The following is a 23,867-nucleotide window of genomic DNA, read 5'->3' on the forward strand; positions in this document are numbered from 1 at the left end:
AGGTTCGACGAGCAGGAGGGGCTGCGGCGTGCGCGCGACTGGCGGGAGGGCGAGGGTGCGGTTGCTGGCGCTCGTGTTCGCGCTGGTGACCGTGGTGCTCGCGGCCTGCACCAACACCCCGCCGCCGCCCGTGGTCAGCTCACCCATCGCGGAGACGTCCACGCCCGAGGCCGAGACGCCGTCGCAGATCGTGGTGAGCCTCGACGACATCGCGGGCGGGTACAACCCGCACAACCTGGCCGACCTCTCCACGGTCACCTCCGCGCTGGCGCAGATGTTGCTGCCGTCGGTGTTCCGGCCCGCGGAGGACGGCACGCTCGAACTCGACGAGAGCCTGATGACCTCGGCCGAGGTCACCTCGCAGGAGCCGTTCACGGTCTCGTACCAGATCAGGCCGGAGGCGTCGTGGTCCGACGGCGCGCCCATCGCCGTCGAGGACTTCGCCTACCTCGCCGACGCGATGAAGAACCAGCCCGGTGTCGCCGACGCGGCCGGGTACCGGCTGATCACCGGCATCCAGCCGGGTGCGGGCGGCAAGCGGCTCGACGTGACGTTCAGCGAGCCGTACCCGGGCTGGCAGACCCTGTTCGACAATCTCCTGCCCTCACACCTGCTCAAGGACGCCCCCGGAGGCTGGCAGGGCGCGCTCGCGGACAGCTTCCCCGCCTATGGAGGACCGTTCTCGATCAAGACGCTCGACAAGGAGCGCGGCGAGATCGTGCTGGAGCGCAACGAGCGCTACTGGGAGAAGCCGGCCGCGGTCGACCGGATCGTGTTGCGCAGCTCCGACCACGCCGGCATGGTCGCGGCGCTGCGCAGCGGCAACGACCAGTTCGCGCTGGCCGGCACCGACGCGACGGGCCTGGAGCTGTTCTCCGAACTCGGCAAGGACGTCGACCTGCACACCGTCGCCAGGCCGTACCTCGCCTCGACGCTGCTGCGGCCGGTGGGCGTGCTGGCCGACGACCAGGTACGCGCCGGTGTCGCCGCGCTGCTCGACCGCGAGAAGCTGATCGCCGAGGGCACGCGCGGCGGTCCGTCCGAGCAGCTGCGGGCCGGCGCGCATGTGCTGCCGCCGTCGGCGAAGGACTACCGGCCCACGATCCCGCGCTCAGGCTCGCCGCTGACGCCCTCGCCGCGCAAGGCGGAGCAACTGCTCACCGCGGCCGGATACACGCGCGAGGCGGGCACCTGGACCCGCGAAGGGGTGCCCCTGTCGATCGTGGTCGCCTCGCCCGGGCAGCAGGAGCCGTACGCGAGCATCGCGCACGAGCTGAGCAGGCAGCTGATCGCCGCGGGGGTCGAGGTGACGACCGTGAACCCACCCGCCCGCGAGCTGTTCGACTCGCTGCTGCCGACGCCGGTGAGCGGCACGTCCTCCGAGGAGGAGCCGCAGCCCGAGGCCGGTGGCGAGGGCACCGCGACGCCCACCACCGAGCCCACCACCACGACGCCAGCGCCGTCGCCCAACGGCAACGTGGCGGTGGACATCGCGGTGGTGCCGCAGCCGGTGAGCTACGACCCGGCGTCGACGCTGGCGTCGACCTTCGGTTGCCCACCGGGCTGGGACGCCGACCCGGACGGCGAGTCCTCACCGCAGGTGCCGGTCAACACCGCGGCGTTCTGCGACGAGGTGCTCCAGCCGACGATCGACGCCGCGCTGAGCGGAGCCGAGCCGCTGGGCGACAGCCTCGCCTCGGCGGAACCGGCGCTGTGGCAGGCGAACGTGTCGATCCCGCTGTTCCAGCTCGCCGACACGATGGCGATCGGCAAGACCGTGTCCGGCGTGACCGCGGGCCCCGCGATGGCGGGCCCCTTCTCCAACGCCGTCAACTGGACCCGCGCCCCCCGCTGACTCGCTTGAGGCCCGAACGCAGTGAAGGCCACCTTCACTGCGTTGAACGCAGGCAAGGTGGCCTTCACTGCGGAAGGGCGGGCCGCCTCAGAGGAGCTGGGCGGTTTCCGCGTAGTGGCAGGCCGAGGGGTGGCCCTGGCCGCGGTCGACCAGCTCCGGCACCTCGTCGATGCACAGCTTGCGCTCGCCCTCGCTCAGCTCGTTCGCGAACTTCGGGCAGCGCGTGCGGAACCGGCAGCCGCTCGGCGGGTTGGCCGGGCTCGGCACGTCACCGGTGATCACGATCCGCTGCCGGGTGCGCTCCTTGCGCGGGTCCGGCACCGGGATCGCCGAGATCAGCGCCTGCGTGTACGGGTGCGCAGGCCGCTCGAACAGCTCCTCGGCCGGGGCGAGCTCCACGATCCGGCCGAGGTACATCACCGCGATGCGGTCGGCCACGTGCCGCACTACCGACAGGTCGTGGGACACGAACAGGTAGGACAGTCCCAGCTCGGATTGCAGGTCCTGCAACAGGTTCAGCACACCGGCCTGAATGGACACGTCCAAAGCGGACACCGGCTCGTCGAGCACCAGCACCTTCGGCTCCAGCGCGAGCGCCCTCGCGACGCCGATGCGCTGACGTTGCCCGCCCGAGAACTCGTGCGGGAAGCGGTTGCCGTGCTCCGGCCGCAGGCCCACGGTGGCCAGCAGCTCACGCACACGCTCCTTGCCGCCGTTCTCGTAGAGCCCGTGGATCCGCAGCGGCTCGGCGACGATCTCGTTGACCGGGATCCTCGGGTCGAGCGAGGCGTACGGGTCCTGGAACACGATCTGCATGCTCCGGCGCAGCCGCCGCATCTCCTTGCGGCCCAGCGTGTTCAGGTTCTGTCCCTCGAAGGAGACCTCACCGGCGGTGGCGGGCTGGAGGTTGAGCACCACACGCGCGGTGGTGGACTTCCCGCAGCCGGACTCACCGACGAGGCCCAGCGTCTCGTTCGGATAGAGGTCGAACGAGACACCGCACACCGCGTGCACATCGCCGATCCGGCGCCGCAGGATCCCGCCGCCGTGCACGGGGAAGTGCTTCACGATGTCGCGAGCCGAGAGCACGGGCGTCCGGCTGGTCGTCGACTCGACGTCGAGTGCCGTCTCGGTCATTCGCGGACCTCTCCTTCGGTCGCGCCGGCCGGCAGCGGGTCATCCGCCACCGGACGGAACAGGTCGGTGGGCTCGTGGCCCTCGACCCGGTAGCTGAAATGGCAGGCCGCGAGGTGCTCGGGGTTCGACCCGGGCTCCAACGGCGGCTCCTCCTGGTCGCAGATGTCCTCCGCGAGCGGGCACCGGGGGCTGAACGGGCAGCCCGGCGGCATGTTGATCACCGACGGCGGCGAGCCCGCGATGGGCGTGAGCCGGTCCGTTTTGATGTCGAGGCGAGGCAGGCTGCCGAGGAGCCCGAGCGTGTAGGGCATCCTCGGCGTGTAGAACACCTCGTCGGCGGTGCCCTTCTCCACGGGCTTGCCCGCGTACATCACCATCACCCGGTCGGCCTGGCCCGCGATCACGCCGAGGTCGTGGGTGATCAGGATCATCGCCGCGCCGGTCTCCTTCTGCGCGGTCCGCAGCGCCTCCAGGATCTGCGCCTGCACGGTGACGTCGAGCGCGGTGGTCGGCTCGTCGGCGATGATCACGTCCGGCTGGTTGGCCATCGCGATCGCGATCACCACGCGCTGGCGCATACCGCCCGACAGCTCGTGCGGGTACGCCTTCGCCCGCTGCTCCGGGTTCGGGATGTGCACGGTCTCCAACAGCTCCACGGCCTGCTTGCGCGCCGCCTGCTTGGTGATGTCGTTGTGCACCAGGATGGTCTCGGCGATCTGGTCACCGATGGTGTAGACGGGGTTCAGCGACGTCATCGGGTCCTGGAACACCATCGAGATGCCCCGGCCACGGACCCGGGAGAGCTCCTTGTCGCCCGACTCGAGCAGCTCCGTGCCGTTGAACCGCACGGAGCCGGACACGCGGGCCGTCTTGGGCAGCAGGCCCATCACGGCCAGCGACGTCACCGACTTGCCCGAACCCGACTCGCCGACGATGCCGAGCACCTCGCCCCGGCGCAGCTCGTAGCTGACGCCGCGGACGGCCTCGACCAAGCCCTCGTCGGTCGGGAACTGCACGGTCAGGTCCTCCACCTCGAGGACGGTGTCGCCCGTCGTCGCGGCGGGGTCTGTGGGGGTCATGCGCGTACCTTCGTCTGCTGGGGGTCGAACGCGTCCCGCAGTCCGTCCCCGATGAAGTTGATCGTCAGCGCGATCAGGATGATGAACAGGCCCGGGAAGTAGAACAGCCAGGGCCGCGTCGACACCGCGGTCTGGTTCTGGCTGACGAGCAGGCCGAGCGAGGTGTCCGGCGGCTGGACGCCGAAGCCGAGGAACGACAGCGACGTCTCGATCAGGATCGCGATCGCCACGAGGATGGTGGCGTTGACGATCACCGAGCCGAGCGCGTTGGGCACGAGGTGGCGGAAGATGATCCGCGAGTCGGTGGCGCCGAGCGCCCTCGCCGCCTCGATGAACTCCTTCTCCCGCAGGGAAAGCACCACGCCGCGGGCGACGCGTGAGACGTAGGCCCAGTAGAGGCCCGCGATCACGATCGCGATGAGCCACCATGCACCCTGGGTGTTGTGCGCGAGCACGGCGGCGACCGCCAGCAGCGGCAGCGTCAGCACCAGGTCGGCGATGCGCATGAGGATCGTGTCGACCCAGCCGCGGTAGAAGCCCGCCACCGCGCCCCAGATCGTGCCGACGATCGTGGCGAACAAAGCCACGAGCACCGCGATGCCGATCGAGATCTGGGTGCCGCGCAGCACCTGCGCGAAGCTGTCGTGCCCGATGGCGTCGGTGCCGAACGGGTGGTCCCACGACGGCGGCTGCGAGTGGTCGCCGGTGAGCTCGGAGACGTCGTACTTCCACAGCCACCCGCCGACGAAGGCGAGCAGGACGATCAGGACCAGCACGACGAGGCTGCCGACGGCGAGCTTGTGCTGCAGGAACCGGCGGATGACCAGCTGGGCCTGGCTGCGCTCGGCAACGGTGAACTCGCGTTCGACGCGGGTCCGCTTCTCGGGGCCGCTCGGCTTGGTCGGGACGGGCGCGACGTCGCTGTTGATGTTGTCAGGCATAGCGGATCCTCGGGTCGAGCACGCCGTAGAGCAGGTCGGCGACGAGATTGAGCACGATGATGACGGTCGCCGAGATCACGAGCCACGCCATGATCGAGTAGACGTCGTCCTTTTCGATGGCCTCCAGCAGGAACGTGCCGGCCCCCTGCCACTGGAACACCGTCTCGGTCACGACGGCGCCGGAGATGATCGAGCCGAGGTCGAGTGCGGTCACGGTGGTGAGCGGGATGAGCGCGGTGCGCAGCGCGTGCTTGCGCATCACCTGCCCTCGCCGCAGGCCCTTGGCCCTGGCCAGCCGCACGTAGTCGCTGTTGAGCACCTCGAGCATCGCGGCGCGCTGGAACCGGCTCCAGGCCGCGAACGACAGCAGCGCCAGCGAGATGGTCGGCAGGATCATGTGTCCCGCCGTGTCGAGCACTTTGTCCCAGGCGCCGCCCGCCACGTACACGGAACTGTCCCCGATGGTGAACAGCACCTGCTCGCCGACGGCGTTGTTGAAGCTGATGCCGGCTTCCTTCAGCAGGATCGCGAACCAGAAGGTGGGCATCGCGAGGAAGAGGAAGCCGATGAAGGTGAAGGTGTAGTCGACGCCGGAGTACTGCTTCACGGCGCTCACCACACCCGCGATGATCGCGAGGATCAGGGCGAGGAGCATGGCCAGCAGCACGAGCCGCAGCGTGACCATGTAGCGGCTCATCACCTCGTTGCCGATGTCCATGGTCGACTCGGTCGAGGGGCCGAAGTCGCCACGGAAGAGGCCGGTGAGCCAGTTCCAGTACCGCTCGAAAATGGGCTGGTCGAGGTGCAGGCGAACCCGCTCGGCCTCGATGGTCTGTGGTGGGGGCGGCGGGCTGATCGCGAGGAGCCGGTTGAGCGGGTTGCCCGACAGTGCCGCCATCAGGAAGACGACGAACGTCGAGGCGATGAAGATCGGCACCGAGATCAGCAGTCGGCGCAAGGAATAGGCGAGCATGGAGGTCTTCCTGCTGGAACGGGTCAGCGAGCGGCGAAGCCGCTCGTGGCGGTACCGCCGATCAGGGTACGTTCTTGATCTTGTTCTCGCCCGATGGGGGAGGCCGCCGGTGAAAGGCGACCTCCCCCATCGGGATGTCGGATCAGGAGGTCACGCGCCGGGCATCAGCCCTGGCGGATTCCCCACTGGCCGATGTTGTACACCGGTCCGTCCAGTGTCGAGTTGTTGCGCACGTTCGCGAGGTTGTCGTACGCGGCGATGAACGTCGGCTTCTGGTACAGCGGGAGCACGTAGGCGTCCTTGGCCATGATGCGGTTCGCCTCGTTCACCTTGGCGAGCGCGTCCTGGCGGTCGGTCGCCGCGGCCGCCTCGTTGAGCAGGCGGTCGACGTCCGGGTTGCTGTAGTTACCGAAGTTGTTGCCCTGACCCGTGGTCCAGTTCTGGACCGCGTTCGCGAACGGGTACGGCGAGGCGACCCACGCGAACAGCATGATGTCGTACTCACCGCTCTCGAGCGTGCCACCGAGGTCGTCGGTCGGCGAGACGTTCACCGTGACGCCGAGCTGCTTGGCGGCCTGGGCGAACAGCTCGCTCGAGTCCTGGCGGATCTGGTTACCCGTGGTGTAGCGGATGGAGAGCTCCGGAACGGGCTGGCCGTTCGGGGCCATCAGGCGGTCGCCCTGCTGCTGGTAGCCGGCGTCCGTGAGGATCTGCTTGGCCTTCTCGATGTCACCAGTGCCCTGACCGGTCTCGCTGATGACGTCCTCGTAGCCCTCCTGCTGCGGCATGAAGTTGTTGCTGTTCAGCGGCTCGACCTTGTCGGTGAACTGGCCGACTGTGCCGTCGATCAGCGCCTGCCGGTCGACAGCGGTGAACAGCGCCTGGCGCAGTGCCTTGTCCTTCAGCGCGGGAGTGTCGAGGTTGAAGTCGAAGTGCTCCCAGGTCAGGCCGAGGCCGACGTAGGACGACACGTTCGGGATGTTGCGCACCTGGTTCACGAGGTCCACCTGCGGCTGCGGGTAGATGATCTGGACCTCGTTGTTCTGCAGGGCGGTGGGCTCCTGCGCGGCGTCGGTGATGATCCGGAAGATCACGCGGTCCAGCTTCGGCTTCTCGCCCCACCAGCGCTCGTTCGGCACCAGGGTCAGCGACCGGTTCTTCTGGAAGTTCTCGATCTTGTACGGACCACCGGAGAAGGTGGGCATGTTGGCGCCGAACCAGTCGAACGCCGACTTCAGGCCCGCCGGGGTGTTGAGGTCACCGTGCTGCTTGGCGATGTGCGCGGGGTAGATCGGCTGGCCCGACTCCCACAGCTGCTGCCAGTCGGTGAACGGCTTCTCGTAGGTCACGGTCACGGTCTTGCCGTTGTCCGAGCCCTCGACCGAGCGCACCTGGTCGTACCCGGCCGTCGTGGCGACCGCGCAGTCCGGGCAGTCCTTGCCGTTCTGGGTCTTCCAGATGTAGATGAAGTCCTCGGCCGAGATCGGCGTGCCGTCCGACCACACCGCTTCCTGCTTGATCTTGTACTCGATCGTCTGCGGGTTGGTGCTGACCTGCTCGGCCGACTCCAGGACGTCCTCGTTCATCGCGAACTTGAGGTCCGGGTTGCTGCTGAAGGTCGAGGGCAGCACGCCCTTCAGCGCCATGCCGGTCTCGAAGACGTTGCCCTCGGAAGAGTTGAGGTTCCAGTTGGCGATGTCCTTCTCCAGCGCCATGGTGACCTCGCCGCCGTCCTGCAGCTGGTCGGCAGGCGCGGAGTTGCACTCGTTGGGGTTCGCATCGCACTCGGCGAAGATCTGCCCGGTCTGGGCGCCATCCCCGTCGCCTCCGCCGTCGCCACCGCTGCACGCGGACAGGACGAGCGCCGCCCCTGCGACGAGCGCGGCCGCCCGCGCCGCGCCTGACTTACTTCTCAACATTGACTCTCCTTGCTGGACGCCATCGGGGTTCGAGGCGATCTCTCCCCTTGTCGGTGAGCCGTCGATGTGATCGATGGTGCTCGCCGTAACCGTGAACGCTAAGCACAGTTTCGGCGACCGTGCCGCTTCGGACAGCGATCGTGATGCAACGGTGATTACCCAACGATTACTCCGAACGAGTGACGTGGAGCATACCCTCGAACTGGAGCGTCACCGTGTGTCGGTATCCCACCCGCCGTCTTCCCACCACCTCGACATGGCGCTATGCATGACGCGGGGAGAATAGCCCAGTGATCCCGGCATGTGGACACGACGAAAGAACTAAATGCCAATCGGTGACCTTTTGGCGGCCGATCAGTGAACTCGCTACGCCGTTAGGGCCAGTCCGGTCGTCGCACGCGCGCCCGTAGGCTGGCGGCGTGAGGTTGCTGCTCGTGCACGCGCACCCGGACGACGAGAGCATCACCACCGGGGGCACCATCGCGCGCTACGCCGCGCAGGGAGCGGACGTCACCGTGGTGACGTGCACGCTCGGTGAGGAGGGTGAGATCATCCCGCCCGGTCTGGACCAGCTCGGTGCGTGGGCGGGCGATCAGCTCGGCGGCTACCGCGCGGGGGAGCTCGCCGCGGCGGGCGTCGCGCTCGGCTGGAGCCGGCACCGGTACCTGGGAGGGATCGGCCGCTGGCGTGACTCCGGCATGGCGGGCACCCCGTCGGCGGAGCACCCGCGCGCCTTCGTGCGCGGCTCCGTGGCCGAGCAGGCCGGGCAGCTGCTGGACGTGCTCGACGAGCTGCGGCCCGAGGTCGTGGTCACCTACGACTCCTTCGGCGGCTACGGCCATCCCGACCACATCCGCGCACACGAGGTCACCATGATGGCGGCGAAGCGGGCCGGATCGGTGGTGCGCGTCTTCCACACGGTGTCCTCCGCGAGCGCCACCGCACGCGGGCTCGCGCGGTTGCGTGCCGAGGGCGCGCCCTTCCGCGTGCCCGCCGACGGCGAGCTGCCCACCGTCCCTGACGAGCGGATCACCACGGTCGTGGACATCGCGGCCCACCGCGAGCGGAAGCTCGCCGCGCTGCGGGCGCACGAGACCCAGGTCAGCGTCGGCGGCGACTGCTTCGCCCTGTCCAACGGAATCGCTCAGCCGGTGCCGCCCGCGGAGTACTTCGTGCTCGCGCACGGGCCGGCCGACGGTGCGGAGACCGACCTGTTCGGAGGACTCGGGTCGTGACCGGGTCCGTGCGGCCCGCCGACCGGGTCCTGCTCGTCGTGCTGGCGATCGACGCCGCCCTGCTCGCGCTGCTGGAGATGTTCTTCCTCCCGCTGCGGCTCGACGGCCTGATCCTGCCGAGGGCGGGTGACGTGCCGTTGCCGCTGAGCGTGCTCGCGGCACTGGTCACGACGCCGCTGCTGGTGTCGGCCGCCGCGCGGCTGGGAAACCGCAGGTTCGGGATCGTCCCGCTGGCGGTCTGGATCCTGACGCTGCTCCTGGTGGGCGTGCAGGGTCCCGGCGGAGACGTGATCCTGACGCTCGACTGGCGGGCGCTGCTGCTGCTCGCCGCGGGCGCGTTGCCCGGTGCGCTGGCGGTCGGCGGCTCACTGGCGAGGCCGCGAACCGACGCGAGGAAAGGGAGCTGACGATGGCTGAGCCCATCTCCGACAAGCAGGTCGTCGGCGTGCTGCGCCCGTTCGTCCGCGCGACCGGGCCGGTGGTGGACGCGCTGCGGGACGCCGACCCGTTCGGATTCATCGCGGGCGAGCGGGAGCAGGCGGCGAAGGTGGAGCCGAAGCTGCGCGACAAGCTCCTCGACGTCGCGAAGTCGATGAAGGTGCCCGGCACGCGCGTGTGGGCCGCGATGAACGTCGAGCAGCGCACCAACTGGTGGATCAACCGCGTCGGCCGCGTCACCTCTCTCGTCACCGCGGTGCCGGGGCTCGGCGGTGCGCTCGCCGACCGCCTGCCGATCCAGGACACGCTCGGCGCGGCGTCGCAGGGCCTGCTGCTGTGCGCGATCGCGGGCGAGCACGGGATCACCGGCACCGGCGACCGCGTACGGCTGCTCGCGTGGGTGCTGTTCGAGCGGGAGGTGAGCCCGGACCTCGCTGAGGGCACCGCCGCCGACCGGGCGGCGGAGGACGCCGAGACCGAGAAACTCACCGAGGAGCTCGACGAGGCGTCCCGCAAACACGGCAAGGTGACGTTCAAGGCCGTCGCCCGCACGCTCTGGCGGCTCGGCCGCTCCTTGCTCGCCGTGACCGACGAGCTGGAGAAGCGGCCGAGCGGACGCTTCTACCACCAGGCGATCGGTGTGCTTCCCGTCGTCGGCATGGTCGGCGACTACCTCGGCGAGCGCTCCGGGCTGAAGCGTGTCGCCAAGCGGGCCGGCAAGTGGTTCGCCCGAGAGGTCAGTAACGCCAGAACATGAAGCCCATCTGACCGAAGTCCGACAGGACCTCGTCGCCGCCGACCGCGCCGAAGATGAAGTCGGTGAAGTCCCAGAGCACATCCGCGAAGCCGGGCAGGCCGATGATCAACGCGAAGAGCACCAGCGGCGCCCACGGCCGCGCCTTGGCGCCGAACTCACGTGCCTGCGGCGAGAGGTACGGCTCGATCGCGCCGAAGCCGTCGAGGCCGGGCACCGGCAGGATGTTGATCACGAACGCGAGGATCTGCAACGAGGCGAGGTACGAGAGCCCCATCGCGAGTCCGATCGGCATGTCGATGAACACGACCACGACGGTCAGCACCACGCCGATCGCGAGGTTGCTCAGCGGGCCCGCGAGCGACACCCACGAGGCCACCGACCGGTTGCGCAGCGCCCAGCGATTGATCCACACCGCGCCGCCGGGCAGCGGGATGCCCCCGATCGCGAGGATGATCAACGGCAGCACGAGCGACATGACCGGGTCCGTGTAGCGCCGGATGTCCATCGTGAGGTAGCCCTTGTGCGCCACCTCGTGGTCGCCGCCCTTGTAGGCCACGATCGCGTGCCCGAACTCGTGCAGCGTGAGCGAGAGCGCCCAGCCGCCGAGCACCAGAACGACGATGCCGAGGGTGCCGAGTGCGTCGCGTTCGAGCATGCCGGTCGTCGCCGTCCACGGCGCGACGAAGGCGGTGAGGACACCTCCGGCGATGGTGGCCAGCAGGATGGCGTAGAAGAGCAGGCTTGGGCGAACCACTGATCGTTGCACGGCCACAGTCTGTCCTATCCGTTGTGGGGTGCGTGTCCGGCGTTGTCGGATCCTCGTGAGCTTCTCTCGGCGTGTCCGCTTGCGCGCGGCGCCCAAAGTATCCCCCAACCTTGCTACTCGGCTTGACCTGGCCGCACTACACAGGTGTAATCACATTGATGTCATTCGCCGCCGTAAGGGGGGTGGTGGATGGCAGTTACACCGCCAGCCTGGGAGTGCGTGAGAGCGAGGAGGCGGACGTGCGGTTGGACACTAGTGGAAGGGAATGGGGGCACGTCATGGATTGGGGTGGGCACCCGGAGGAGGATCTGGGCGCGCTCACCGATCTGCTCGACGTGACGGAGGAGCAGGACTGGCAGGAGCGCGCGCTGTGCGCGCAGACCGACCCGGAGGCGTTCTTCCCCGAGAAGGGCGGATCGACGCGGGAGGCCAAGCGAATCTGCCAGGGCTGCGAGGTGAAGGACGACTGCCTCGAGTACGCCCTCGCTCATGACGAGCGGTTCGGCATCTGGGGCGGGCTGTCCGAACGAGAGCGGCGCAAGCTCAAGAAACGCGCTGTGTGACACCGGTTTCGAGTCCGGGCCGGGCCGCGATGGCGATCGCGGGCCGGGCCTGGGCGGCCCGGTCCGGGGCACGTCGGTGCTCCGCTGTGTCTCTCGTAGGGTGAGCGCACCCGCCCGCCCGCGATTCGCCTGACACACGGAGATGTCCTTGCCCCGGACGCCCACGCCGCCCCCGGTTCGAACGGCACCGGTTCTCGCGATTCTGGTGTGCCACAACGGAGAAGACTGGCTGCCGCTGACGCTGTCCGCCCTGCGGCGCAGCACGATCAGGCCGAGGCACGTCCTCGCGGTCGACACCGGTTCCACGGACGGCACCGCCGCGCTGCTCGAGGCCGCGGCGGCGGACAGTGCCGACGGCGGCGTGGCGGGGCCGCCGGTTCTCGACGGCGTCATCACGCTGCCGGACACCACCGGATACGCCTCCGCGGTCGCGGAGGCCGTCACCCGGGCGAGTGAACGTTGGGGCGATCCCGGGCAGTGGATCTGGCTTCTCCACGACGACAGCGCCCCGGAACCCGACTGTCTGGACCTCCTCCTGCGGGCCGCGGACACGGCGCCCTCGGCGGGCGTGCTCGGCCCGCTCGCGGTGGACTGGGCCGATCCGAGGCTGATCGTGGAGGCCGGGCTCTCCACCGACGCGTCGGGGCACCGGCAGCCCGCCGTTCCGCGAGGGCTCGGCGACGAGGAGTCGCCGGAGCAGAGCACGGAGGTCCTCGCCGTCCCCAGCGCGGGCTCGCTCATCCGGCGCACGACGTGGGAGGAGCTCGACGGCTTCGACCGCGAGATCGCCTTGCTGCGCGAGGACATCGACTTCGGCTGGCGGGTCAACGCGGCGGGCGGGCTCGTGCTGTGCGTGCCGGTCGCGCGGCTGCGGCACGTGCGCGCGGCAGGCACCGGCAGGCGGCGGGCGAGCGCGCTGCCCGGTTCGTTCGCCGGGGTCGAGGAGGCCGACCGCGTCTACGGGGTGCGGACGTTCCTCGTCAACTCCTCCACCGTCTCCTGTGTACTCGGGCTGCCCCGGCTCCTGCTGCTGTGCGTGCTGCGGGGGCTCGGTTTCGCCTTGCTGCGCAACGGAATCCGTGCGAGGGCCGAGTTCGCCGCCGCGGGTTACGTGCTCGGCGGCTCGGGTGGACTGCGGGCGGCGAGGGCGTCCCGGCGGCATGGCACGGCGCGTGGTCTGCTCACGAGCCGGTTCGCGCGGCTGCGCGGCGCGCTGCGTGGTGGCGTCGTGCATCTCGTGCGCAGGCGCGTCGAGAGCGAGGCGGCGCTCGGCAGGCTGCCGGAGACGATCGCGGACGACACCACGGCGTGGATCCCACCCGAGGTGCGCTACTCGCGTCCGGTTCCGGTGGGCCCCGACGCGTTGCCTGCCGGGGCGGCCCGCCTGCCGCGGTCGAGGGCGACGGGGCTGCGCAGGCCGGGCGAGGTGGTCGCCGTGCCCCTGCCGGAACCCGAGCCGGCCGAGCCGGAGCGGGACACCTCCGCGCGGCCCTCGCCCGGCGGCGAGGCGGCCGAGCGCGAGCTGGTGTTCGTGGAGGTGGACCGGCGGCGGATCCTCGCCGCGACACTGTTCGCGCCACCGGTGGTGCTGCTGGTGGTGCTCACCGCGCTGGCGCTGGTGTTGAACGGCGGCAGGCTCGGGCTCGACCTCGCGGGCGGCGGTCTGCTGCCGGTCGGCGACCTCGCGCAGACGTGGTCGACCTACCTCGACTCCTGGCACGCCGTCGCGGGCGGCACGGCCAGTGCCGCTCCGGTGGCGCTGCCGGTGCTCGGCCTGCTGGGTGCTCCGTTCGCGCCGCTCGGCGGACCCGCCGCGCTGGTGTCGCTGCTGCTGATCGCCGACATCCCGCTCGCGGCGCTCGTCGCCTACGCGGCGACCCGGCGGCTGCGCGTGGACCGCTGGGTGCGGGCCGGTGCCGCTGCGGCGTACGCGCTGCTGCCCGCCGCCACCGCCTCTGTCGCGCAGGGCCGGATCGACGTCGTGGTGGTGCACATCCTGCTGCCCGCGCTGATCGCCGGCGTCGGCGCGGTGCTCACCCGCGCCGACGCGAGGTGGCTCAGCACGAGTGTGCTGAGCGCGCTGACGCTGGCCGTGGTGGGGGCGTTCTCGCCGCTCGCGCACGGCCTCGCGCTCGTGGCGCTCGTGCTCGGCTTCGTGGTGCTGCCCCCGCCGGGCGACCGGCCCGCCCGAGGCGTGCCCGCGGTGGCGATCGTCGTGCTGTTGCCGCTCGTGCTCCTGCTGCCGTGGCTGTCGACGCTGCTGACCCACCCGTCGCTGCTGCTGCACGGCCTCGGCGCCCCCGCCGCCTCCACGGTGGGCGCCGACCTCGCCGGGCTCGATCCCGGCGGGCCCGGCGGCTTCCCACTCGGGCTCGTCGTCGTGGTCGCCGCGCTCGCCGCCGCGGTCGCGCGGCCGACGGCGAGGGTCGTGCCGGGGCTCGCGGTGCTCGTGCTCGGTGTCGGAGGCACCGCGGTGACGCAGCTGGTGGAGCTCGCGCCGCCGAGGGGCGGCGAACCCGCCCCCGCGTTCGCGGGTGTGCCGCTGCTCGTCACGGGCGCGGGCCTGTTGCTCGTGGTGCTCGGCACGTGTGCCGCCGGGCTCGGCACGGCGCCGAGGGCGCTCGCGAGGGCGGGCGCGCTCGGCGGGGTCGCGGTGCTGCTCACGCTCGCGGCTGGTGGGGTCGCGACCGGGCGCGAGGGCTCCGTTCGCGCCTGGGGCGGCTGGACGCTCGCCTCGTCGTTGACACAGGAGCTCGCCGGCACCGGGCGCGGGGTGCTCGTGCTCGCCGGTCCCGGCGAGCCGGTGCGGCAGTCGGGCGGCCGGCTGCCCGCCTACGGCGACGACGCGCTCGTGCCCGTCGCCGGTGCGCCGGAGCGGCTCGACGCGTGGCAGCGCGAGCTGCTCGGCGGTTCGCGCGAGGCCGTCACCTCGGCCGCGGCCGCGGGCGTGCTGTTCCTCGTGCTGCCACCCGGCGAGGAGGGCGCCCGGCTGCGGCAGGCCGCCTCGGACCTCCTGCACGACGCGCCGAGTACCAGCGACGGCCGCGTGGTGCTCCGGCTGACGCCCGCGTCCGGCCAGGTCACGCTGGTCTCGCCGGAGCAGGCGCGGCGCGCCGTCAGCGGTGAGCCGCCGAGCGGAGAGCTGATGACCGGCTCGTCGGTGGCCGAGGTCGAGGCGCGGTTGCCGGACGTGCGCGTGCGGGTCTCCGACGGTCCCGACGGCCGCCTGCTGGTGCTCGCCGCCGAGCAGGAGGCCGGCTGGCGCGCGACCGTGAACGGCGAGCCGGTGCCGATCGTGCCCGCGTGGGGTCACCAGGTCGCGGTGTCGGTGCCGCCGAGGCAGTCCGAGGTCACCGTCGAGTACTCGCCCGCGCTGCACAACGTGCTGCTGCTGGTGCAGGTGGCGGCCCTGCTGTTCACGGTGCTCACCGCGATCCCGGGCCGCCGCGAGCCTCACTCGCCGTCGATGATGTCCGGCTCCACGCCGAGGTAGCTCGCGATCTGCTCGACGAGGACGTCGTGCACGAGGTCCGCCAGCTCGGCCGGGTCCTTGGCGCGGGCCTCCAGTGGGCGCCGGTAGAGCACGATGCGCGCCCTCGTCGGCAGGCCCGCCCTGTCGACGCCCGCCGGGACGAGCCTGGACAGCGGCACCGCGCCGTCGTGGAGCACGCCCTCGGCCTGTGCCGGGGGCAGGTCCTCGCGCACCTCGGGCACGTCGTCGACGGCGACGTCGAGCCTGGTCAGCTCCGTGCGCCAGCGGGCCTCGATGGGCTCCAGCGCGTCGAGGACGAGCGCGTCGAACTTCTCGGCGCGGCTCGCCGCGGCAGGCAGCGACGCGGGGTACAGCGGACCGCGCAGCCCGCGACCGTGCCGGTCGCGGCGCAGGCGCTGCCGATGCCGGGAACTGCGTGCCATTGCCACGTGGGGAAGCCTAACGCGGCCGGGTGCGGGCACACCGGTGTGTCATCGGCGAGCCAGTGCGCCGAGGGACTATCGTGATCAACCGTGCCGAGCGTACGGAAGTGTTCGCGGACGGGCTGCCTCGAGCCCGCAGTCGCCACGCTGACCTACGCCTACAGCGACTCCACCGCAGTGGTGGGACCTCTCGCGACGGCGTCGGAACCCCATTCGTACGACCTCTGCGAGGCCCACGCCCTGCGGCTCACCGCGCCGCGCGGGTGGGAGGTCGTCCGGCACGAGGGCGAGTTCGCCGCACCTGAGCCCTCGAGCGACGAGCTGACCGCGCTGGCCGAGGCCGTGCGCGAGGCGGGTCGCTCCGACCCGCCGCCCGCCCCCGAGCAGCCGGAAGCGACCTCGGGCAGGCGGGGTCACCTCCGCGTGCTGCCCGGCCGCGCCTGAGACTCAGCGGCGCGTAGCGCCTTCTTGGGGGGCGGTGGTCGGGCGAGGGCCTGGCCCCGTACTGGGTAGGCTTCCCCCGAGTACCGAGGCTTGCGGAAAGCCGACCAATCGGACGACCACCGGGGAGAGGGCGTGTCAGACCTGTCGGGCATCGTGAAGGCCTACGACATCAGGGGCGTGGTCGGTGACCAGCTGAACGCCGACCTGGTCAGGGACTTCGGCGCCGCGTTCGCCCTGCTGATCAAGCCGGACTCGCCGTCGGTGGTCATCGGCCACGACATGCGCGAGTCGTCGCCGGGCCTCGCCACCGCCTTCGCCGAGGGCGTCACGTCGCAGGGGCTCGACGTCGTCTCCATCGGTCTCGCCAGCACCGACCAGCTGTACTTCGCCTCCGGCAGGCTCAACATGCCCGGCGCGATGTTCACCGCGAGCCACAACCCCGCGCAGTACAACGGCATCAAGCTGTGCCGCGCCGGTGCGGCCCCGGTCGGCCAGGACAGCGGGCTCGCCGAGATCCGCGACACCGTCGAGCAGGGCGTGCCGGAGTTCGCCGGGCAGGCGGGCACCGTGGTGGAGCGCGACGTCCTCGCCGACTACGCCACCCACCTGCGCACGCTGGTGGACCTCACCGGCAGCAGGCCGCTCAAGATCGTCGTCGACGCGGGCAACGGTATGGGCGGGCACACGGTGCCCACCGTCTTCGAGGGCCTTCCTTTCGAGCTGGTGCCGATGTACTTCGAGCTCGACGGCAGCTTCCCCAACCACGAGGCCAACCCGCTCGACCCGAAGAACCTCGTCGACCTGCAGGCGAAGGTGCGCGAGACCGGCGCCGACGTGGGCCTCGCCTTCGACGGCGACGCCGACCGCTGCTTCGTGGTCGACGAGAACGGCGACCCGGTGTCGCCGAGCGCCGTCACCGCGCTGGTCGCCGTGCGCGAGCTGGCGAAGGAGCCGGGCGGCACGGTGATCCACAACCTGATCACGTCGAAGGCCGTGCCCGAGATCGTGGCCGAGCACGGCGGCAACGCGGTGCGCACTCGCGTCGGGCACTCGTTCATCAAGGCCAAGATGGCCGAGACCGGGGCGATCTTCGGCGGCGAGCACTCCGCGCACTACTACTTCCGGGACTTCTGGCGCGCCGACACCGGCATGCTCGCCGCACTGCACGTGCTTGCCGCGCTCGGGGAACAGGACGGCCCGCTCTCGGAGCTGACCAGGGAGTACAGCCGCTACGCGGCGTCGGGGGAGATCAACTCGACGGTCGACGACCAGGTGGCGAGGCAGCTCGCGGTGAGGGACGCCTTCGCGGGCCGCAACGGTGTCACGATCGACGAGCTCGACGGTCTCACCGTGGACCTCGGCGAGAAGGGCTGGTTCAACCTGCGCCCGTCCAACACCGAGCCCCTGCTCCGGCTCAACGTCGAGGCGCCCGGCGAGGCCGCGGTCAAGGCGCTGACCGACGAAGTGCTGGCGATCGTCCGCGACTGAACCGACCGGGCCGACCGATCGTGATAAAGAGGAAAGATGGCTGTCACCCTTGATCCGCAGCTGCTGGAGATCCTCGCGTGCCCCTCGCCGGACCACGCGCCGCTGACGCCCGGCACGCAGGACGACCCGGCGGCCGACGCGCTGACCTGCACCTCCTGCGGGCGGACCTACCCCGTTCGCGACGGCATCCCCGTCCTGCTGCTCGACGAAGCGACCCCTCCGACGGACGGCGAGCGAGACTCCCGTGACGAACCCAGTTCCGATGGTGCTTGACGACACCCTCCTCGACGATCCCGCCCGGCTGACCGAGGCCGACCGCGCGGGCCTGCTGCGCTCGGCCGCCATGGCGGGCGCACAGGTGCGCGCCACGATCGAGGCCGCCGCCGAGCTCGAGCTGTCCGACCGCCTCGACATCGGCCGCCCCCGGTCGGTGGTGCTCGTCGTGCGTCCCGGCGTGAGCCGCAGCGCGACGTTCCTGCTGAACGCGCTGCTCGCGCCCGCGTGCCCGGTGCCGGTCGTGATCGCGGACAACGTGCCCGGTTGGATCGGCGCGCTCGACGTGGTGCTCGCCCACACCGACGACCCGTACGACAGCGACCTCGCGGCGTCGCTGGAGCGGGCCGCGCGCTACGGCGCCACCGTGGTGCTCTCCGCGCCCCCGGACGGGCCCGTGGCCTCGGCGATCGCGGGCCGCGGCCTGCTGATCGCGCCTCGGGTCATGGTGCCGCCGGAGCTGTCGTTCGCGAGGGCGTTCGCGGCCGGGCTGCTGACGGCCAACACGCTCGGCCTGCTCGTCGCCGACGTCGAAGGGCTCGCCGACCGGCTCGACAGCGAGGCTGAGCGCGGGCATCCCGGCCACGAGTCGTTCGTCAACCCGGCCAAGGCGCTCGCGCTGCGCATGGCCGAGCACACGCCCCTGCTGTGGGGGCTCGACCACGTGGGCGTCGCCGTCGCCCACCACGCGGCGTACGCGCTGGGTGCCCACGCGGGTGTGGTGAGTGACGCCGCCGACTTCCGGCAGGCGCTCGCGAGGCCCGCGTTGCACCGTGCCGCCGCGAGAAGTCTCGGAGAGCGCAACATCTTCGCCGATCCAGACGACTCACATGCCGAAGCCCTGCCACCGCGGGTCTTCCTGCTCGCAGTCCGCACCGGCCCGGCGGCGGACGGCGCGCGGTACCGAGCGAACGAGATGCTGCCCTCAGCCGACCTGCTGGCGCCCGCCGACGAGATCACCGCCGACGACGCGGGCTGCGCGGCTGTACTTGCACTGCGGTTCGAGCTCGCGGCCGTCTACCTCGGTCTCGCGGCTGGAACCATCGGGGGAGCTGGCCGGTACACGCCGGCGACGGCGTAGGCCAGCGATCGAGGAAAGGCCGGTTACCGACAACGGCCGGCGAGGAGTGGAGTTGACCGTGGAACTGCTGCGCAACGCCGTACGGCCATATGCGTGGGGGTCCCGAACCACGATTCCGGAGCTGCTGGGGCGTCCGGTCCCCTCGCCGCACCCGGAGGCCGAGCTGTGGATGGGCGCCCATCCCGGCGACCCCTCGCACGTGATCGGCCCCGACGGCACCGAGCGGAGCCTCCTGGAGCTCGTGGAGACCGACCCGCTGGGCCAGCTCGGCGCGCGCTGCGCCGACCGCTGGGGTGGCAGGTTGCCGTTCCTGCTCAAGATCCTGGCGGCGGAGGAGCCGCTGTCGATGCAGGCGCACCCCTCGGCCGAGCAGGCCGCGGAGGGCTACGCGCGTGAGGAGGCCGCAGGCATCGCACGGGACGCGGCCAACCGCAACTACCCGGATCCCACCGCGAAGCCCGAGCTGGTGTGCGCGCTCACCGAGTTCCACGCGCTCGCCGGGTTCCGCGATCCGCACCGGACCCTCGAACTGCTGCGCGCCATCGACACTCCCGGCCTGACGAAGTACACGGAGCTGCTCGCCGCCCAGCCGGACCCCGACGGGCTGCGGGCGCTGTTCACCACGTGGATCACGCTGCCGCAAGGCGCGCTGGACGAGCTGCTGCCCGAGGTGCTCGACGCGTGCGTGCGGCACGTCAAGGAACGCGGCGAGTTCGGCACCGAATGCCGCACGGTGCTCGAGCTCGGCGAGGCGCACCCGCGCGACGCCGGGGTGCTCGCGGCGCTGCTGCTCAACCGCCTCACGCTGCGGGCGGGCGAGGCGATCTACCTGCCGGCCGGGAACCTGCACCTGTACCTGCACGGCACGGCGGTGGAGATCCTCGCGAACTCGGACAACATCCTGCGGTGCGGGCTCACCCCCAAGCACGTGGACGTGCCCGAGCTGCTGCGTGTGGTGGACTTCGCGTGCGGCGACATGCCCGTGCTCTTGGGCGAGGCCGTGGGCCGGACCGCGGTCTACCGCACGGAGACGCCGGAGTTCGAGCTGTCCAGGGTCGAATGGGCGGCCGGCGACCGGGGCGAGCTCGACGTTCACGGCACCGGCCCGGAGATCCTGCTGTGCACGGCGGGCGAGCTGCTGCTGTGCTCCGATGACGGCACGAAGCTCGAGCTGCGGAGGGGCGAGTCGGTGTGGCTGCCCGCCTCCGATCCGGGTGTGAAGGTGCGGCCGGTCGGTCAGGAGCCCGCTCACCTGTTCAGGGCAACAGCGGGGACCTGTCCCGGCTGATCTCCACACACTGTGTTCGCTCCGTGTGGTGCCGTTCTCCATAGTCCTCTGTACGGGTGACGAACTGCGTCATCCACCAGGGGATCGATTCAAGGAGAACAACGCAGTGACATCGCAAACCGCGGCCGGTGCGGTGCAGGCGGCCCCGGCGGCCAGCCGTCCCGGCACGCTGCTCGCCGCGATCGTCGTGGCGGTCGCAGGGGGACTCGCCACCGTGGTCAACGGCATCCTCATGACCACCGGTGGTGACGACCTGGCCATCGACATCCTCGCGTCGGCACTCGGCGAGCCCGCCGAGTCCATCCGCGCGGCCGGTGCCGACTTCGTCGTCACCGAGGTGGCCGACACGCTCTCCAGCCGGGGCGCCATGGCGCTCGCGTTCGGTGGTGGCCTGCTCGTCTTCGGCCTGCTGCTGGCGCGCGCGGCCATGTGGGCACGCGTCCTGGTGACGGTGTTCGCGCTCGCCACGGTGCTGATCGCGGGCCGTGTCGCCACCGACGACGGCACCGGCACCCTGATCGCGCTCGGCTTCGCCGGGGTGCTGTGCGCACTCGTGGCGATCGTGCTCACGTGGCTGCCCGCCAACGGCCGCTACGGCAAGGCGCTGAAGAACGCTCGCTGACTCACGGGCACTGACTGGGGGTGACGCCGGGCGTGTGCGGGCTCCCCGTGAGCGCACGTCCGGCGTCCCGGGTCAGCTCCAGCAACAACCCGACGAGCGTGGCCGCGCTCGCGTCCCTCGGGTCGCCGAGCCGGTCGGCCTCGGCCCGCGCCTCCCGCGCGCGGGCGTCCTCGCCGACGGCCTCGTACGCCGTCGCCAGCACCCGCAGCGAGATCACCGTCGACGCCACGCTGCCCATCGAGCGGAACTCGGCGAGCCCGGCGCGCAGCAGCGGAACGGCTTCGTGAGCCAGGCCCTCGCCGATCAGGCTCGCCGCGATGGCCCTGGCACAGGACAGCTCCCTCGGCCGCTCGTTGAGCGCCCTCGCGAGATCGTGTGCCTCGGTGTAGGCGGCCACCGCCGCGTCACGCCGTCCCAGCCCCGCGTTGATCGCGCCGAGGGTGCGCAGGCAGCGGGCCAGCGCCGAGCGCGTCGGCAGCTGCCGCAGCAGTGCGACGGACTCCTCGGCGGGCTCCCTCGCCGCCGCGGGCTCCCCGGCCAGCGTGAGCGACCAGGCCAGGTCGCTCAGCGCCAGCGCGATCGCGGCCGGATCGCCGGAGCGCCGGGCCGCGGCCAGCGTCCGCCGGTTGACGCGCACCGAGTCGCCCGGCCTGCCGAGCCGGTTGAGCGCCTCGGTCCTGATCCGCTCGACGTGCCGCAGCGCGGTCTCGTCCGGTTCGCCGTCCAGCAGCGCCAGCGCCTCGTCGGCGACCTCGAGCGATTCGCCGGGCCTGCCGAGCCCGATCAGGCACCGGGCGAGGTTCGCCGTGACCCACGCGGCCGACCGCCGGTCGCCGAGTCCGGTCAGTGCCCCTGCGCACGCGCGGTAGCGGCGCTCGGCCTCCTCGTGCTCGCCCCTCGCGTGCACCACGACCGCGAGGTTCGCCTCGGCCCACGCCGCGACCCTCGGCTGCCCGGCCAGCTGCGCGAGCTGCCGCAGGTTCTCGTGGCAGGCCCGCAGGTCGGCGTACTGGCCGTGCAGCCACAGGTAGCCGGTCAGCCGTTCCAGCAGCAGCACGGCCTCGCGGTGCCAGCCGATGCGGAAGATGGAGCCGACCACCGTGACCAGGTTGGCCTGCTCGGTCGCGAACCACGTGTGCGGGTCGTCGACGAGCCGGGCGACGGTGTCGCGGGCGAGCGACTGGTCCGGCACGTCGTCGGGCCACCTCGGCAGTGGCACCGTCCACGGCAGCTGTTGCCCCGCGGCTTCGGCGAGCCCGACGGCGGCGTGCACCAGCGTGCGGATGCCCGGCGAGGGGCCGCCCTGCTCGCGGGCGAAGACGCGGACGAGGTCGTGCAGCCGGTAGCGGGGCTCGCCGGTGGGGTCAGTGCCGATGGGGGCCAGCAGGCTCGCCTCGATCAGCTCCTCGACGGCTCCGTCCGCGCCGGGATCGTCGATCAGCACCGCGATGGCCCACGCCGGTGCGCTGATGTCCCCGCACAGCGCGAGCGCCCGCACGCCCGCGCGGGCGAGCGGGCTCAGTGCGTGGAAGCTCAGCGCGATGCTCGTGCGGACCTGCCGGTCGCTCACGGCGAGCTCGTCGAGCCGGTTGCGCTCGTCGTCGAGCCGGTCGGCGAGCGTCGCGAGGCGCAGGTTCGGCCGGATCGCCAGGCGCGTGCCCGCGATGCGCAGCGCCAACGGCAGGTTGCCGCAGGCGGCCGCGATCCGGGCGGCGGCCCCGGGCTCGCCGTCCACGCGCGCGGACCCGACGATGCGGGCCAGCAGCGCCACCGCCTGCGCGTCGCTCAGCGGACCCAGCGGTACACGGTGGGCGCCGTCGAGCGCGCTGAGCCTGCGGCGGCCGGTGACCAGCACCGCGCTGCCCGGCGTGCCGGGCAGCAGCGGCAGCACCTGTTCCACCGACGCGGCGTCGTCGAGCACCACGAGCACCCTGCGGTCGGTGAGCCTGCCCCGGTAGGCGGCGGCCCGCGCGTGCGGGTCGTCGGGGATCGCCGGGCCGGTCACGCCCAGTGCGCGCAGCAGGTCGGCGAGCACGTCGGCCGGGTCCCGTGGCTCCGAGGAACCGCTGAGCTGCACGAACAACTGCCCGTCGGGGAACTCCTTCCGCACGCGGTGGGCGACCCGCACGGCGAGCGTGCTCTTGCCCGCGCCGGGTTCGCCGCTGAGCACGGTCACCGGCACGGCGCCGGGTGCGCCGGTGACCGCCGCCGCGACCGCGTCCACCTCGTCCTCGCGGCCCGCGAAGTCGGCGAGATCGGGCGGCAGCTGGCAGATCGGCCACACCGGCGTGGCCTGCACCGGGTGTGTCTCCTCGCCACGCAGCACGGCCTCGTGGGCACGGCGAAGCTCGGCACCAGGGTCGACGCCCAGCTCGTCGAGCAGCGCGGCACGCGTGCGGCCGTAGACGGCGAGCGCGTCGGCCTGCCGCCCCGCCCGCCGCAGCGCGAGCATCAGCAGCGCCGCCGCCCGTTCCCGCAACGGGTTCGCGAGCAGGAAGCTCTCCAGCTCGGCGACGAGCTCGCCGGGCACGCCCGCCGCCAGCTCCGCCTCGGCGCGGTCCTCGAACACCGTGAGCCGCTCGGCGTCCAGCCTCGCCGCGACCGGCGCCAGCAGCGGCACGCGGACGTCGGCGAGTGCGGGTCCCCGCCACTGGTTCAGTGCCGTGCGCAGGTGGGCCGCGGCCGACGCGTGCTCACCGGCCCGTGCGGCACGGCGGCCCTCGGCGACCTCGGTCTCGAACCGCACCAGATCGCTCTCGGCCGCGAGCAGGTAGCCGCCCGCGCCGTGCTCGATGGGCACCGCGAGCCGCTCGCGCAGCCGCGAGACGTAGGTGTGCAGGTTCGAGGCGTACGACTTGGGCGGCGGCTGCTCCGGCCACAGGGCCTCGACCAGCTGGTCGACGGGAACGGTGGAGCCGGGATGGGCCAGCAACATCGCGAGCAGCGACCGCTGCCGCTCGCCCCGCAGCCGGACGGACCGCCCCTCGGAATCGGTGACGAGCAGTGGCCCGAGCACACCGAAACTCGCCATCACGTCCTTCCCCAGGCCGAAGGTCCGACATCTTACGCACCCGCCGGGCAAGCCCTCTAAGC

General features: G+C 71.7%; 20 protein-coding genes. 12 read left to right on the plus strand and 8 right to left on the minus strand.

Annotation, left to right across the window (positions count from 1 at the left end; translation table 11 throughout):
* The first annotated feature begins 28 nt into the window (after positions 1 to 28).
* On the plus strand, positions 29 to 1,855 hold the full coding sequence (locus BA062_RS16390) for an ABC transporter family substrate-binding protein (RefSeq protein ID WP_391355770.1): 1,827 nt from the start codon (positions 29 to 31) through the stop codon (positions 1,853 to 1,855).
* Positions 1,856 to 1,942: 87 nt separating this feature from the next.
* Here the strand turns inward: BA062_RS16390 and BA062_RS16395 are convergent, their stop codons facing one another.
* The 5 genes from BA062_RS16395 to BA062_RS16415 all read right to left on the minus strand — a co-directional run bounded on the left by BA062_RS16395 (position 1,943) and on the right by BA062_RS16415 (position 7,904).
* Complete coding sequence (locus BA062_RS16395) at positions 1,943 to 2,992, minus strand: ABC transporter ATP-binding protein (RefSeq protein WP_110337560.1); 1,050 nt, start codon at positions 2,990 to 2,992, stop codon at positions 1,943 to 1,945.
* The gene (locus tag BA062_RS16400) at positions 2,989 to 4,071 is read right to left on the minus strand and encodes an ABC transporter ATP-binding protein (protein WP_110337562.1); all 1,083 of its coding nucleotides are present in this window, start codon (positions 4,069 to 4,071) and stop codon (positions 2,989 to 2,991) included. Before BA062_RS16400 ends, BA062_RS16395 begins: the two co-directional genes overlap by 4 nt.
* A complete protein-coding gene (locus BA062_RS16405) occupies positions 4,068 to 5,012 on the minus strand; it encodes an ABC transporter permease (protein ID WP_110337564.1) in 945 nt (314 codons plus the stop codon). The genes BA062_RS16400 and BA062_RS16405 overlap by 4 nt, the downstream gene beginning before the upstream one ends.
* Positions 5,005 to 5,985 carry an ABC transporter permease gene (locus tag BA062_RS16410; protein WP_110337566.1) on the minus strand — a complete coding sequence of 327 codons (981 nt, stop codon included), beginning with the start codon at positions 5,983 to 5,985 and terminating at the stop codon, positions 5,005 to 5,007. The genes BA062_RS16405 and BA062_RS16410 overlap by 8 nt, the downstream gene beginning before the upstream one ends.
* Before the next feature lie 164 nt (positions 5,986 to 6,149).
* Positions 6,150 to 7,904, minus strand: a complete 1,755-nt coding sequence (locus BA062_RS16415) for an ABC transporter family substrate-binding protein (RefSeq protein WP_110337568.1) — start codon at positions 7,902 to 7,904, stop codon at positions 6,150 to 6,152.
* 425 nt (positions 7,905 to 8,329) lie between these two features.
* On the opposite strand from BA062_RS16415, the gene mshB reads away from it, so the two are divergent.
* From mshB to BA062_RS16430, 3 genes are read left to right on the plus strand one after another with little or no spacing between them, the layout of a single operon-like run.
* Positions 8,330 to 9,139 (plus strand): N-acetyl-1-D-myo-inositol-2-amino-2-deoxy-alpha-D-glucopyranoside deacetylase, encoded by an 810-nt coding sequence (gene mshB / locus BA062_RS16420; protein ID WP_110338280.1) that lies wholly within the window; start codon positions 8,330 to 8,332, stop codon positions 9,137 to 9,139.
* A complete protein-coding gene (locus BA062_RS16425) occupies positions 9,136 to 9,546 on the plus strand; it encodes a hypothetical protein (protein WP_110337570.1) in 411 nt (136 codons plus the stop codon). The genes mshB and BA062_RS16425 overlap by 4 nt, the downstream gene beginning before the upstream one ends.
* Positions 9,547 to 9,548: 2 nt before the next feature.
* The gene (locus BA062_RS16430) at positions 9,549 to 10,334 is read left to right on the plus strand and encodes a hypothetical protein (RefSeq protein WP_110337572.1); all 786 of its coding nucleotides are present in this window, start codon (positions 9,549 to 9,551) and stop codon (positions 10,332 to 10,334) included.
* On the opposite strand, the gene BA062_RS16435 is transcribed toward BA062_RS16430, so the two are convergent.
* Positions 10,315 to 11,100, minus strand: coding sequence for a site-2 protease family protein (locus tag BA062_RS16435; protein ID WP_110338282.1), 786 nt, complete (start codon positions 11,098 to 11,100; stop codon positions 10,315 to 10,317). The two genes, BA062_RS16430 and BA062_RS16435, sit on opposite strands and share 20 nt — an antisense overlap.
* 239 nt (positions 11,101 to 11,339) lie before the next feature.
* On the opposite strand from BA062_RS16435, the gene BA062_RS16440 reads away from it, so the two are divergent.
* Both BA062_RS16440 and BA062_RS16445 read left to right on the plus strand, forming a co-directional pair.
* Positions 11,340 to 11,663 (plus strand): WhiB family transcriptional regulator, encoded by a 324-nt coding sequence (locus tag BA062_RS16440; RefSeq protein WP_110338284.1) that lies wholly within the window; start codon positions 11,340 to 11,342, stop codon positions 11,661 to 11,663.
* Positions 11,664 to 11,811: 148 nt separating this feature from the next.
* Complete coding sequence (locus tag BA062_RS16445) at positions 11,812 to 15,156, plus strand: glycosyltransferase family 2 protein (protein ID WP_168214000.1); 3,345 nt, start codon at positions 11,812 to 11,814, stop codon at positions 15,154 to 15,156.
* Here the strand turns inward: BA062_RS16445 and BA062_RS16450 are convergent.
* On the minus strand, positions 15,117 to 15,578 hold the full coding sequence (locus BA062_RS16450) for a metallopeptidase family protein (protein ID WP_110337576.1): 462 nt from the start codon (positions 15,576 to 15,578) through the stop codon (positions 15,117 to 15,119). The genes BA062_RS16445 and BA062_RS16450 overlap by 40 nt on opposite strands.
* A 90-nt stretch (positions 15,579 to 15,668) precedes the next feature.
* On the opposite strand from BA062_RS16450, the gene BA062_RS16455 reads away from it, so the two are divergent.
* The 6 genes from BA062_RS16455 to BA062_RS16480 all read left to right on the plus strand — a co-directional run bounded on the left by BA062_RS16455 (position 15,669) and on the right by BA062_RS16480 (position 20,774).
* Entirely contained in the window at positions 15,669 to 16,022 is a 354-nt protein-coding gene (locus BA062_RS16455) for a DUF3499 domain-containing protein (RefSeq protein WP_110337578.1), read from the plus strand.
* 132 nt (positions 16,023 to 16,154) lie between these two features.
* Complete coding sequence (locus BA062_RS16460) at positions 16,155 to 17,510, plus strand: phosphomannomutase/phosphoglucomutase (protein ID WP_110337580.1); 1,356 nt, start codon at positions 16,155 to 16,157, stop codon at positions 17,508 to 17,510.
* Between the two features lie 36 nt (positions 17,511 to 17,546).
* Entirely contained in the window at positions 17,547 to 17,783 is a 237-nt protein-coding gene (locus tag BA062_RS16465) for a Trm112 family protein (RefSeq protein WP_110337582.1), read from the plus strand.
* Positions 17,773 to 18,864 (plus strand): hypothetical protein, encoded by a 1,092-nt coding sequence (locus tag BA062_RS16470; protein WP_110337584.1) that lies wholly within the window; start codon positions 17,773 to 17,775, stop codon positions 18,862 to 18,864. Before BA062_RS16465 ends, BA062_RS16470 begins: the two co-directional genes overlap by 11 nt.
* A gap of 52 nt (positions 18,865 to 18,916) precedes the next feature.
* On the plus strand, positions 18,917 to 20,152 hold the full coding sequence (manA, locus tag BA062_RS16475; protein ID WP_168214001.1) for a mannose-6-phosphate isomerase, class I: 1,236 nt from the start codon (positions 18,917 to 18,919) through the stop codon (positions 20,150 to 20,152).
* A gap of 106 nt (positions 20,153 to 20,258) precedes the next feature.
* Positions 20,259 to 20,774 (plus strand): hypothetical protein, encoded by a 516-nt coding sequence (locus tag BA062_RS16480; RefSeq protein WP_110337586.1) that lies wholly within the window; start codon positions 20,259 to 20,261, stop codon positions 20,772 to 20,774.
* Position 20,775: 1 nt separating this feature from the next.
* Here the strand turns inward: BA062_RS16480 and BA062_RS16485 are convergent, their stop codons facing one another.
* Positions 20,776 to 23,805, minus strand: a complete 3,030-nt coding sequence (locus tag BA062_RS16485) for an AfsR/SARP family transcriptional regulator (protein ID WP_110337588.1) — start codon at positions 23,803 to 23,805, stop codon at positions 20,776 to 20,778.
* Positions 23,806 to 23,867: the final 62 nt, after the last annotated feature.

The organism is Prauserella flavalba (genome assembly GCF_003202235.1).
Lineage (GTDB): Bacteria > Actinomycetota > Actinomycetes > Mycobacteriales > Pseudonocardiaceae > Prauserella_A > Prauserella_A flavalba.